The following is a 13,002-nucleotide window of genomic DNA, read 5'->3' on the forward strand; positions in this document are numbered from 1 at the left end:
TGCTTAGGATGTCCCCGAAAACATCTTGCGCGAAACCCAGACCATCGCCCAAGCTGAAAGCCCGAAGATAGCGAGCACCGCGATCAAGTCCGCAAGACCTGCCCGGCCGTTGACGACCCCGCCGCACACGTAGGCGACCGTTCGCCCGAGTGCCAAATCCATACGATCCAATGGATTTGCCGCCATGCCGGCAGCGCCTTTCGCATCGGCCGCGACGTCGTCCGGCGTCCAGCCCGCTTCATCGATGAAGTCGGCGATGCGGCCGTCGGCGTTGACGACGACCGTGCGGGAATTATGGACGATAGTACCGCGCCCGTCGTCGATCGCCGACACGCCGAGCTCGCGCTCAGCGCGTGTGACTGCTTCCAGCGTTCCCGTCAGGAGCGTGCGGCGCGCGGCGTTCACGCCGTAGCGGTGCGCGTACGCGGCAAGGACGCGCGGCGTGTCGTGCGCCGGATCGATCGAGATCTCGATGAGATGAAAACTTTCAGGGGGCAAGAGCGTCTCGAGCGAGCCGAACTTGCGCGTGATGAGCGGACATTCATCCTTGCAACTCGTGTAGACGAACCCGACGACGACGGTCTTGCCGTAAAAATCGGCGAACGTGCGCACGGCGCCGGTTTGATCGAGAAATTGGCTGTCCGGCATACGGTCGCCGGCCGCGAGTGGTCGAACCGGCGCGCCTGCAAACGGATTCGCACCGGATTGAGCGGCTGCATCTGCGCGGGTCCCGACACCGCCGGCGAGCGCAAGTGCGGCGATGACTGCCTGCGCGAATCGCATCGCGTGCGCCCGGGGAGTGTGGCTTTGATCACCGAATGCGCGCATCGTGGACCTCACCTTCACCCCTCACGCCCTTTCTTCCGCCGAGCGCCGCCGGATTCTCGCTTTTCGGCCATGGCGCACCGCCGAACGGCGCGTCGTCATCCGGGGTGTCGTCGGCCGGGCCGTGACCGCGTTGGAGCCCGCCGCGATCGGTGGCATACTGCTTTGGGTTGCCGTGGCACTCGCGCTTCGCGTGAGCATCGACGACGGGCAGCCGGTTCACACCGAATTGCCGATCGCCTTGATCTTCATCCCGGTCGCGGCTGCATTCTTCGTCTATGCCGCATGGCTCGTCAGCGAACCGCTGCGCGCGTTGCGACAGACATACGAGCCCATCTTCATCGTCGACGGTTATCTGCGCACTCGCGGGCCGGATGATTTCTCCGAGCGCGGCGACTGCGGGTACGTGGCTGCGATCACGGCGGACCGGCGTGTCGCAGGCGAGTGGACCGCCCGCGGGCCGGTCGAGTATCAACACACGCTTCGCGCCGCTCAGTTGGAGTTCACGGAGTACGGCGGCCTGCACGCGATCGATGGCCGGCCGACCGGGATATTGCCCACCGATTTTCCGGCGTTCGGTGTAGGCGCCAACCGGCCGCTGCGGTGAACCCGCGCGACACGAAGCCGCGGTCCCTACGGAAAGCTCCCCGATAGCGGCACCTTCGCGGAATCAACGGCGGGCCAGTGATGAAACTCCTTTGAGTTGAACGCTGAAATGCCGCCCATGAGGAATACGATCACAAGTCCGATCGCAAAGAAGACTTGAACCACCACGGGCATGCCGCGGCTCTGCGGAATGTCGGCGATGACGGCGTTCGAACGCATGGCCATTCTCCTACGCGATTCCCTGCAGCACGCGAGTGGCCACGAGTATGACGATGAAACAGCCTAGCGCCAGCAACGCGAGCATGACCTTCGTCACGTGATCGTCGAGGCCGCTTTTGGGCCACTCCAATCGCAACGACCAAAGCGCAGCTCCGCCCACCACGAGAGCTCCGATGAGCGCTATGAGGCGCTCGATGGCTGCGAGGTCCATATCCTTCCCCCTAGCGCCACACGTACAGGATGCTGAACAGCGCTACCCAGATGACGTCGACGAAGTGCCAGTACAGCGAAGCGGCGGTTAGACCGAAATAGCGCGCTTGCGTATAGGTGCCCGACAAAGTCTGATTGAGCACGACGACAAGGAAACACACGCCGATGAGCACGTGAAAGCCGTGGAGACCGGTGAGCGTGAAGAACGACGCGCCGTAGATGCTGCCGGCCCAGAGCGTGCTCTCATGGATGAGATTCGTGTATTCGATGGCTTGACCGCCCAAGAACATGGAGCCGAGCACGATCGTTCCGAGCAGCCACCAATAGAACTTCAGATGCTTGCCGTGCTTGAACGATTCCATGGCGAAGTGCATCGTGGCGCCGCTTCCGAACAGCACGATGGAGTTGACGCCGGCCATATAAAGATCCGCCGGCTTGACGCCCGGCGGGGGCCACACCGGCGCCGCGCTGCGCAGATAGAGATACGTGAAGATGAACGACGAGAAGATGATGCAGTCGCTGATCAGAAAAAGCAGAAAGCCGAGCAGGCGGTGATCCCGCTGTTCGGAGTATTGCGCGTCGTCCATCGTCAGGGCGTGGCTTGCCATCGTCGATGCGTCTTCCTTCGTCTAGTGAAGCGGCCTGGCGGTGAGGTATTCCGGCGGCACATCGCGATACGGCAACGGCTGGCCGTAGTCGTAGGGTCCGGCAAGCACGATCGGAATGCGGTCGAAGTTGTAGTACGGCGGCGGGGAGGGGATCATCCATTCGAGAGTGCGGGCACCCCAGGGGTTAGGCCCGGACGCTTCGCCGTTCATCGCGCTCTTGAGCGCGTTATACGCGAAGACGATGAACGACGCCCCAAGCACAAAGGCCGAGATCGAGATGAAGAGATTCGTCTCGCCGTAGATGGGATCGTATGTGGCGACCCGGCGCGGCATCCCGAACAGTCCGATCCAATGCATGGGCAAGAAGGTGGCGTTGAAGCTCACGAACATAAGCCAGAAATGCAGCTTCGCAAGGCGCTCGTCGAGCATGCGGCCCGTCATCTTCGGCCACCAGAAATACAACCCGGCGAAGATGCCGAAAATGCTGCCGCCGAACAGCACGTAGTGCAGGTGCGCCACCACGAAATACGTCGCGTGTTCGTGGATGTCCACGGGTACCGAGGCCAAGAAGATGCCGGTGATGCCGCCGAACGTGAACGTGGATAGGAATCCGAGCACGAACAGCAGCGGCGAGGCCAGCCGGATCTTCCCCGCCCACAGGGTTGCCACCCAGCTGAATACTTTGATGCCGGTGGGGACGGCGATCAGCATGGTGAGCGCCATGAACGGCAGCTGCACCCACTGCGCAAGACCGCTCGTGAACATGTGGTGCGCCCACACCATGAACGACATGAGCCCGATCGCCGTGGACGAGTAGGCGATGGCTTTATAGCCGAAGATGGGCCGTCGCGCAAACGTCGGGATGATCTCAGAGACGATGCCGAACGCCGGCAATATCATGATGTACACGGCCGGATGCGAGTAGAACCAGAAGACGTGCTGCCAGACCACTGGGCTCCCGCCGCGCGACGGATCGTAGAACGGCACGTTGAAGACGCGCTCGATGAAGAGCGCCGCGAGCGCCGCCGAGAGATTCGCGGTGGCGATGAACGAGAGAAATGCGGTGACCGCGGTGGCCCAGACGAAGAGCGGCATGCGCGTCCACGTCATGCCCGGCGCGCGCATCTTGATGATCGTGACCAAGAAGTTGATGCCGGTGATCGTGCTCGAGACGCCGATCAAAAAGATGGCGACGCACCACATGCTCGTCCCAGCCGGCTCTTGCAGGCTGATCGGCGGATATTCCGTCCAGCCCGCTTCCGGCGCGCCGAGCAAGAAGCTGCCGAACAGAAATATGCCCGCCGGCGGCAAGAGCCAGAAGCTGAACATGTTGAGCCACGGAAACGCGACGTCGCGCGCGCCGATCTGCAACGGCATGACGAGGTTGCCGAACGCACCCGTCAATACGGGAATGATCACGAGCCAGACCATCGCCGAGCCGTGCACGGTGTACGCTTCGTTGTAGGTGGTAACGCTTAAGACGTGATTGTTGGGTCCGGCGAGCTGCGCCCGCATGAGTTCGGCGAGCAGACCGGCAAGCACGAAGAACAGCCCCGTGGTGATGAAATATTGGACGGCGATCACTTTGTGATCGAAGCTGAAGACATATTTTTGGACGAACGTCTCGGGCGGCGGATGGATATGCCCGATGGGGGCGTGGGCTACGTCGGCGACTGCCATGTTCTTCTAGTTCGTCCTCTACTTGCGCAGCGTCTGCAGGTACGCGATGAGGTTTGCGATGTCGGCGGGGCTCAATCCGTTGGCCTGCATGTTGGGCATGGTACCCATGACACCCGAGTAGCCCTTCTCGAGAATCGCGGCCGCATCGGCGGGGTCGGCCTTCTTGCCGTCGACGAGCATCGGATGCTTCGGATCGTCGAAAAGATCGGCCAGACCCGGCCCCACTTTCTTCTGGTCGAACGGCGCGGCATTGTGGCACGTCGAGCACTTCTGCTGGAAGAGCGCTTGGCCGGCGGCCGCGTCACCGTGATTGAGCTGCACGGACGGGCCGGCCGATGCTGCCTGATGCTGTTGTTTGGAGAACCACGCGTCGAAATCCGACTGAGAGACCACGTGCACTTTGCCCCACATGTCGGAGTGGCCGAGACCGCAGAACTCGGTGCAGATTATCCTGTACGTCCCGACGACGTCCGGCGTGAAATGAATGGGCACGACCATGCCGGGAACCATGTCTTGTTTCACCCGGAACTCGGGGACCCAAAACGAGTGGATGACGGCGTCTTCTTCTTTGACCTCCGACGATGTGATGTCCATCGTCACCGGCACGTTGACCGGCAAGTAGAGGTCGTTGTACACCGACTGCTTCAAACCCGGATAGCGGAATTCGAAATCCCATTTGTGCCCGATGGCCTCCATCGTGACCGTCGAAGCTTGCGCCCCGTAGTACTCGGGCAGAACTCTGTAGCTGAGCAAACCGAGCGCGAGCATGAGCACCGCCGGGATGGCAGTCCACCACGCCTCAAGCGCGTGATGATCGTGTATCGGCGAGCCGACCGCTTCCATAGAATCGGCCGGGCGCTTGCGGTAACGAATGGCGAAATAGATCAGGAAGCCATTGACGTAGACGAGGATGGGCACGCTGAAGAACGACATGAACCGGAAGAGCCAGTCGATATCGCCGGCAGGCTGCGCGGCCTCCTTGAGAAAGTGGTCGATCGGAAAGACGACCACGCCCCACATGCCGAGCGCGCTGATGACGCCCATGACGATAACGGCTCTCCAAAAGCCGCTATCGATCCGGTAGTCGCCGGGTTCCTGGCTCAACGCTTTAGCGCTTTCTGCAAACTAGTTTGCTCTTGCCGAAATTACACGCCCGCGCGGACTCATCCTAGGCTTGCCCGCCGGCCACGCTGCGGAAATAGTCGCACTGCCGAAGGTGGGAATCGAACCCACATGAGGGGTTACCTCGCGCGATTTTGAGTCGCGTGCGTCTGCCAGTTCCGCCACTTCGGCCATGGATGACGGCGTGGTTTCGCACCACGACCTCAATCCCCTAGTGCATGTACTTCAGCAGCCACGCCACCCAACGCTTTTGCACGTCTTCGGCGCGCACCGGATCTCCCGGATAGTGTCCGCTCACTGGATATGCCCAAAACTCAACGGTGACGCCACGATCTTTGAGCGCATGATACATCTCGTAGGATTGTGTGATGGGCACGCGCGCATCGCCGACGTCGCTCATGATGAGCGTGGGCGTATCGATCGCGGTCGCGTAGGTGATGGGCGATTGCGCCGCATACGCGGCAGCGCCGGCAGCGCTCCACGGCGTCTGACCGTTGAAGCCGAATGCGACGGAGACGTTGTTGTCGGACAGCGCGTATTCGTCGACTTCGTTGTTCACGGCCGCGCCTGCCACCGCCGCCTTCCACACGTGATAGTGAGCTTCCATCCACGATGTCATGTAGCCGCCGTACGACCATCCGCTCACGGCGATGCGCGACTGATCCACCGGATACGCGGCCTCGACGGCTGCGATGCCGGCCATGACGTCGCGGCCCGGGCCGGCGCCGGCATCGTTGACGATGGCATGCCAATAGGTCTCGCCCAGATTGTCGCTGCCGCGATAATTCGGGTTGAAGACGATGCATCCGGCAGCGGCCAGCAGTTGCGATGTAGAGCTCCACGATGTCAGCGAGGCCGAATTGGGGCCGCCGTGGATGACGAGCACCAGCGGGTATTTCTTGGCGGGATCGTATCCCGGGGGCAGCGTGACGGCGCCGTCCTCGTCGAATCCTTCGCTCTGCCATTTTATGTCGACGACACTGCCCAGATCGAGCCCGTCGACGAAACTGTTGTTGGCGGTGAGCCGTTTCGGCGCCGCCGAGGCGGAGGCCATATAGTAGAGCTCGCTTGGGTGCGCAGCGGTCGTGCCGATGAAGGCGATCGAGCCATCGCGCCCGACGCTCGCATCCATCCAGTACGGTTGATTCGGATTGACGTCGCCGGTGTCGATGCGCTGCGGCGTTCCGTTGACGGGCTGCAGCCACATCGCGGCGCGGGTGCCCGCATGTCCGCCGACCAAGAGGGTTTTCCCGTCGGGCATCCAGATCGCACGCTGCAGATTGCTATCGATCGCGCGGGTGGCGTCGTCGCCGTTTCCGCCGGCCGCCGGCGCGACATAGATCTCGTTCTCTCCATTGACATCGCCATCGCGCGGATACCAATACGCGACCCGTGCGCCATCCGGCGAGAATTGCGGGATGCCCTCGTACTTCCCATGCGCCGTCAACGCATGCACGTTGCCGCTCGAAACGTCGACGAGGGCGACGTACCCCTGAGAATAGTCGCCATACACGGCGTTCGGCAACCTCGTGATCGCGATCTGCGCGCCGTCCGGCGACCACGATAGCGGCGAACCGGGCGGCCCGGGCGGCTCACTCGCCGGCACGCTCCACGAACCGCTCGTCAGCCGGCGGTTGCCGGTGCCGTCGGCGTTGACGATCCAGATATGCGACGGGACGTCTGCTGCCCGTCCAAGATAATTGCCGTCGCCCACGACGAATCCGTCGTGATGCTTTGCGATCGCTGCCTTGTCGGGCGCGTCATCTTGGGTGACGTACGCGATCTTCGATCCGTCCGGGCTCCACGCGAATTGCTGCACCCCGTTCGGCGCGTGCGTCAACGCCTGGGCATCGCCGCCTGCCATCTGCATGCTGAAGAGCTGCTCTTCTTCGTCCGAGCCGTCCGTAACGGACGCAAGAAACGAAAGAGTCGCGCCGTCGGGCGACCAGCGCGGCGAGCCAAGGCCGGCACGGTCGTGGGTGAGCGACCGCATCGCGCCGCTCGCGACGTCGACCAAAACTAGTTCGTTCTTGAACGTATCCTTTGCGAAATCGGGCCGGCTCACGAGCAGCACGATCTGTTTGCCGTCCGGCGAGATCTGAGGATCGTTCAGACTAACGCCCTTGCGCAGATCGTCGAAAGTCAACGCTCGGGCCGACGCCGTGGCCGGCCAGAGAGCGACGAAGCACATAATGGCCATCGCCGCGAATGCGAAGAATGATCGCTCGCGCGCTTTCACCGCTCTTACCTCGCCGTCATGGAAAGATACTTGCCGAACCAATCGGCATAGCGTTGGAATATGTCGAACGTTCGAACCGGATCGCGCGGGAAGTGGCCCGTCACCGGGTACGCCACGTATTGGACCGGCGCTCCGGTCTCTTTGAGCGCGTGGTAGAACTCGTACACTTGCGGAGTGGGTACGCGAAAGTCGCCGGTGTCGGAGAGTATGAGCGTGGGTGTGTTCACGCCCGCCGCTTCCGAAATCGCCGACTCGGCGCGGTAGAGCTGCTCGCCTTGCGTGGTCCAGGGTCCAACTTCGCCCGCGATAGCGCGTTCGTAGTAGAGCGCGTCGGAAAGATTGTACTCGGACGCCCAATCGGTGACCGCTGCCCCCGCGACCGCGGCTTTCCACACGTGGTAGTGCGTGATGAGCCATGCGGTGAGACATCCGCCCTCGGACCACCCGCCGACCGCGATGTTCGAAGAATCGACGAAACCCTGGCTTTCGACCGCTGCGATGCCGGCCATGATGTCGCGGCCGGGTCCGGCGCCGAGATCGCCGATGGTCGCCTCTTGATATTTCGCGCCGAGATTGTCACTGCCGCGGTAGTTAGGCTCGAACACCGCATCGCCGTGCGCGGCGAGCACGCGATCGAGTCCTCCGAATCCGCCTGCGCCGAATCCCATCCCCGACGCCGCGGTCGGCCCGCCGTGGATGATGACCACGAGCGGGTACCGGGTGCCCGCGACGGGGTGCGGCGGAAGCACGAGCGCGCCGTCCTCGTGAAAGCCTTCAAAGGTCCAATCGATTTCGCGTACGTCGGTGCTGTCGAGTGCCCCGATCTTCGCGTTGAGATCCGTCAATCGGCGCGGCGGCGACGTGGACGAGGCCATGACGTAGACTTCCGAAGGACCATGAGGACGGCGGCCGACGAGTGCGATCGCACCCGTTTTTGCCACCGAGCTCGCGGATACGGCGACGTCCCCGAGCGGCAACCGTGCGGGCGTGCCGGCGAGCGGCACGCGCCACAATGCTACGCTCACGCCGTCGTTCCCGATCACGAGCAGTGACGAACTATCCGGCATCCAGTCAAGCGGCGCGACGTTTCGATCCAGCGTTGCGCCCGCGCTTGTGCCCGCGCCACCGGCGGCGGGCGACACATATGCCCCGAATTGGTCGACGACGGAGCTGCCGGCAGTGAAACTGTACGCCACGTTGCGGCCGTCGGGAGAGAACAGCGGCGACGATTCCAGACTCGTCCGGCCAGTCAACCCGGCGACGGAAGCAGTGCGGATATCGACGAGCACGATGCGCGTTCGATCGGCATCGCCCGAGTCCGGTGGAGTCTGCGCCGTCACCGCAACGCGGTTCCCATCGGGTGACCACGAGGGCGAACTCAAACGCCAGTCGTCGTGCGTGAGCCTGCGACCCGCGCCGCCCGATGCGGCGACGAGCCACAACTGCGACGTTGGAGGAGCGGCGCGCGCGAGATAATCGTTGTCGCCCACCGCGAACGCGTCGAGATGATGGTCGATATCGCGTTTGTTCGGCGGATCGTCGTCGGCGATGTAGGCGAAAGCGTTGCCATCCGGACGCCAAGCGTAGTCGTCGATCCCGTTCTTCGCACTCGTCGCCGCTTTTGGCTCGCCGCCGTCCATCGGCATGATCCAGACCTGCGGAGCCGCGTCGTCGCTGCTGCCGGCGGTGGAAACGAACGCCAACTTCGTGCCGTCCGGCGACCAGCGAGGCTCGCTGACGTCTCGCCGGTCGTACGTCAATTGGCGCACAGCACCCGTGCGCGCGTCGACGAGTTCTAACTCCCTGTTCACGGCATCGCGCTCGAAGTCGTTGCGCGACGTGATGACTGCGATGAACCTCCCGTTAGGAGAGATCTCCGGCGCGGATAACCCGACCAGGCCTTTCAGATCTTTAAGTTCGAGCGGCCGCGCGAGCGCGGCGTATGCCGGAATGCACGCTAACGTGGCGGCGAGCGCCGCGATGATGCGGATCCTCATTTCGCGTACTTCGTGAGCCACGCGATCCAGCGCCGTGTGACATCTTCATTTCGCACGGGATCTCCGGGGAAATGCACGTCCACCGGGTAGGCGATGAATTGCACCTTGACGCCATGATCCTTCAGCGCGTGATACATCTCGTAGGAGTTCACGATCGGCACGTTGGCGTCCCCGACATCGCCCATGATCAGCGTCGGCGCCGTGACGCGATCGGCATAGGTCAATGGGGATTGTTCTATCCACATGGCTCTCGTCCGCGCATCGTATGGCCCCCCGCCGAAGAAGTCTGCGGCGTCGCCTTCCTGGTACCACGCTATCGTGTAGTCGAGCGGATAGTCGTTGAGCGCGGCACCGGCAACCGCCGCTTTCCACACCGGATAATGCCCTTCCATCCACGACGTCATGTAGCCGCCGTACGACCAGCCGGAAACCGTCATGCGTGACGCGTCCACGAAGCCGAGCTTCAACAGCGCAGCGACGCCGGCCATCACATCCTTGCCAGGTCCGTCGCCGCCGTCGCGATAGATCGCGTGCTGGTATGCGTCGCCCAGATTCGTGCTGCCGCGATAGTTGGGCTGGAAGACCACGAATCCGCGCGCCGCTAGCAGTTGGCCGAGCGGGTCGAACGTGATCGCGTCCGCACCTTGCGGCCCGCCGTGGATGTAGACCGCCAGCGGGTATTTCTTCGACGCGGTGAAGCCCGGCGGCGAGGTGAGAATACCGTCTTCTGCGTAGCCGCCTGTACCCGTCCACGTGAGTTCGCGAACCGTGCCCAATTGCAGCGCTTCCGTCGCGGCGTTGAAGTTCGTGAGTTTGCGAACCGGCACGTCGGGCGACGCGAGGTAGTACACCTCGCCGGGATTGGACGCCGTGTTTCCCACGAACGCGATGGCCCCGTTCTTGCCGACTGTCCCATCGTTGCCGAAGTTCACTTCACCGAGTGCTATTTTCTTGGCCGGCCCGCCGACGGGCGCGTTCCACAGGGAAACCCGGGCACCGTCTTCTCCGGCTTCGTAAAGAGCCGCGCCGTCCGCCGTCCAACGGTACCAATCGATGTTCCGATCGAGCGCGGGCGTGGCGACGGTCCCCTTTCCGCCGCTCTGAGGCAGGACCACGACGTTTGCGTCGCTGTCAAACGTTCCGTGCCGGTACCACGTCGTCGCAATTTGATTACTTACCGGCGAATACTCCGGTCCGATCAGCCACGCGCGCTGGCCCGCTAGGGTTTGCATGGCTCCTGAATGGCTGTCAACGATCGCGATGGTGGCCGGGTCACTGTCTCCGTAGACGGCGTTCGGCAGCTTGGTGATGGCGATGTGGCTTCCGTCGGGCGACCACGAGATGCCGGTGCCGGCGCCGCCGTCGGGAGTGGAGAGGCTCCACGTGCCGTGGGTCAGCCGCTTGGACCTCGAACCGTCGGCCGCGGCGAGCCAGATGTGCGACGGAAGCGACGCCTCTCTGCGAAGATAGTCGTTGTTGCCCACTTCGAATCCGTCGAGAAAACGATCGGCCCCTTCGCGCTTCGGCTTCTCGTCCTGGCAGACGAACGCGACTTGCGTTCCGTCGGGCTTCCATTCGATTTGCTCGACATCGTTCGCCGCCTTTGTGATCTTGACGGCGTCGCCGCCGCTCATCGGCAGCACGAATACCTGATCCGTTGATTGGTCATCGTCGCCGACGGATGCGATGAAGGCCAGCCGGTCGCCGCTCGGAGACCAACGCGGCGACGAGACGTCGTCCCGACCTTGCGTGAGCACTCGTTGCGCGCCGGTCGCGATATCGATCAAGACCACTGAAGAGTCGCGCCGGTCTTCATCCCAATTCACACGCGAGACCACCACCACGACGGACTTTCCGTCGGGCGAGAGCTGCGGCTCGCTCACGTCAACGATGCGGCGCATGTCGTCCAACACTATCATGCGCGCGTTCGCACGAGACAGCGACGCGAGGACTGACAGCAGACAGCAGACGGCAACGACGGCAAATCTCATACGATCACTTTCTTAGAACGAATGCGCGGCTCCGATATTTCGTGCTTTTTAGGACCCTGCGCGGCATTCCTCGCGCTGGTCAGGCCGCGAGGACGGCCGGCTCGGGCAACGAGAATGCGAGGAGCGCGCAAACCGCGGATAAGGCGGCGCACAGCGCGAATTCATCGCGCAGCGCAGTTGCTGCGCCGCCTGCGTTGGCAAACGCGAGAAACGCACCGATGACCACCGGAGCCGTGATCGATCCCGAGGTGCCCAACATCGTCGCGACCCCGGTTGCTGCGCCCGATCGATTCGCCGGCACGTAGCGCAAGATGAGCGCGTTCGGCGGCGCCGAGGCAAGGCCAAGTCCCAATCCGCCCAAAGCCATAGCCGCGACCACTGCGGCCACCGACGTGAATCCGGCGAGCGCACCTGCGGAGACGGCCACAAGGAGCACGCCGGTGGACAAGAGCGCGCGGGTTCCCAAACGATTGATGAGCGCTCCGCCTGCGATCGCACCGGCGACATACAAGACCGCCAGGATGAAAAGTGCGAGGCTCGCTGTGGCGGCGCTTGCGTGGAATTGCGCGATGAAGTATGTGGCCGAATATATCGTGAGCGAGAAGCTCGGGATTCCGAAGACCACGCCGAGCGCATACAGCATCGCCGGGCCACGCGCTGCGAAAAGCGCAGGATCGATCAGCGGCGCTTCTGTGTGACGGATGTGCCACACGAAAGTCCCCATGCTTGCGATCGCGCCGAAAATGCCGAGGAGCGATCGGTCGTGGGCTCCTGTGACGGCGAACATCAAACATGCCGCGAACAATGCGATCAAGAGCGCGCCGATCGCATCGAACGATTTGGCGCGCGCGCGGTTTAGCGCGATCGCGTCGTCGGGCAGCGACGTGGCCAGCAAGATAGTTAGGATGCCGGTCGCGACATTCACGGCGAAGACCGGATGCCATGGATACGCGCTCAGATCTGCGGCGAGCGCGCCGTTTACGTGCGAGGACGCGGCAAGCGCGCCGGCCACGATCGCTCCACCCAGCAGCGCCCCAGCCATCGTACCGATCCCGAACACGCCGTACAACGCGCCGAGCGCGCCTCCGCGGCGATCGGGAGGCAGGACGTCGCCGATGATCGCGGTCGCGATCGGCTGGATGCCGCCGGCGCCGAGCGCTTGGATGATGCGGCCCGCCACGAGAAGCGGGAGCGATGTCGCAAAGGCACACGCACACGACCCGGCGACGAACAGCACCATACACCAGGTGAACATACGCCGCCGTCCGTACGAATCGGAAAGCGTGCCCATGAGCGGCTGCGCGATCAACGATCCCGTCGCGTACGTGGCGACGATCCAGCCGACATCGGCCAGACTGGCGCCCAGCGACGATGCGATGCCGGGCAGGAGCGGTCCGAACATGGTCAACGGCAGCGCGCGGGCGAAGACGCCGAAGAGCAACGGCCGCATGAACGGAGCGAGCGCCGGACTCTCGACGCTCGCGATGCTCGAAGCCCGGCTCATG

General features: G+C 63.3%; 11 protein-coding genes and 1 tRNA gene. 1 reads left to right on the plus strand and 11 read right to left on the minus strand.

Features of this window, described 5'->3' with window-relative positions; all coding sequences use genetic code 11:
* Positions 1 to 3: 3 nt before the first annotated feature.
* The gene (locus VII69_11770; protein HEY5095784.1) at positions 4 to 828 is read right to left on the minus strand and encodes an SCO family protein; all 825 of its coding nucleotides are present in this window, start codon (positions 826 to 828) and stop codon (positions 4 to 6) included.
* 1 nt (position 829) lies between these two features.
* Between VII69_11770 and VII69_11775 the strand changes: the two genes are divergently transcribed.
* Positions 830 to 1,432, plus strand: a complete 603-nt coding sequence (locus VII69_11775) for a hypothetical protein (protein HEY5095785.1) — start codon at positions 830 to 832, stop codon at positions 1,430 to 1,432.
* A 26-nt stretch (positions 1,433 to 1,458) separates the two neighbouring features.
* Here the strand turns inward: VII69_11775 and VII69_11780 are convergent, their stop codons facing one another.
* From VII69_11780 to VII69_11825, 10 genes are all read right to left on the minus strand, one after another.
* Positions 1,459 to 1,656 carry a hypothetical protein gene (locus tag VII69_11780; GenBank protein ID HEY5095786.1) on the minus strand — a complete coding sequence of 66 codons (198 nt, stop codon included), beginning with the start codon at positions 1,654 to 1,656 and terminating at the stop codon, positions 1,459 to 1,461.
* 4 nt (positions 1,657 to 1,660) lie between these two features.
* Entirely contained in the window at positions 1,661 to 1,861 is a 201-nt protein-coding gene (locus tag VII69_11785; GenBank protein ID HEY5095787.1) for a hypothetical protein, read from the minus strand.
* 10 nt (positions 1,862 to 1,871) lie between these two features.
* A complete protein-coding gene (locus tag VII69_11790; GenBank protein HEY5095788.1) occupies positions 1,872 to 2,468 on the minus strand; it encodes a cytochrome c oxidase subunit 3 in 597 nt (198 codons plus the stop codon).
* A 21-nt stretch (positions 2,469 to 2,489) separates the two neighbouring features.
* Positions 2,490 to 4,148, minus strand: coding sequence for a cytochrome c oxidase subunit I (ctaD, locus tag VII69_11795; GenBank protein ID HEY5095789.1), 1,659 nt, complete (start codon positions 4,146 to 4,148; stop codon positions 2,490 to 2,492).
* An 18-nt stretch (positions 4,149 to 4,166) separates the two neighbouring features.
* Complete coding sequence (gene coxB, locus VII69_11800) at positions 4,167 to 5,252, minus strand: cytochrome c oxidase subunit II (protein ID HEY5095790.1); 1,086 nt, start codon at positions 5,250 to 5,252, stop codon at positions 4,167 to 4,169.
* A 104-nt stretch (positions 5,253 to 5,356) separates the two neighbouring features.
* A tRNA-Leu gene (locus tag VII69_11805) sits at positions 5,357 to 5,441 on the minus strand.
* 40 nt (positions 5,442 to 5,481) lie between these two features.
* Positions 5,482 to 7,509: a S9 family peptidase gene (locus VII69_11810; GenBank protein ID HEY5095791.1), complete on the minus strand. Its 2,028-nt coding sequence runs from the start codon at positions 7,507 to 7,509 to the stop codon at positions 5,482 to 5,484.
* Between the two features lie 5 nt (positions 7,510 to 7,514).
* Positions 7,515 to 9,506: a S9 family peptidase gene (locus VII69_11815; protein ID HEY5095792.1), complete on the minus strand. Its 1,992-nt coding sequence runs from the start codon at positions 9,504 to 9,506 to the stop codon at positions 7,515 to 7,517.
* Entirely contained in the window at positions 9,503 to 11,497 is a 1,995-nt protein-coding gene (locus VII69_11820) for a S9 family peptidase (GenBank protein HEY5095793.1), read from the minus strand. Before VII69_11820 ends, VII69_11815 begins: the two co-directional genes overlap by 4 nt.
* Positions 11,498 to 11,576: 79 nt before the next feature.
* Positions 11,577 to 13,001, minus strand: coding sequence for an MFS transporter (locus VII69_11825; GenBank protein HEY5095794.1), 1,425 nt, complete (start codon positions 12,999 to 13,001; stop codon positions 11,577 to 11,579).
* Position 13,002: the final 1 nt, after the last annotated feature.

The sequence above is a fragment of the Candidatus Eremiobacteraceae bacterium genome (assembly GCA_036511855.1).
Classification (GTDB): domain Bacteria; phylum Vulcanimicrobiota; class Vulcanimicrobiia; order Eremiobacterales; family Eremiobacteraceae; genus JABCYQ01.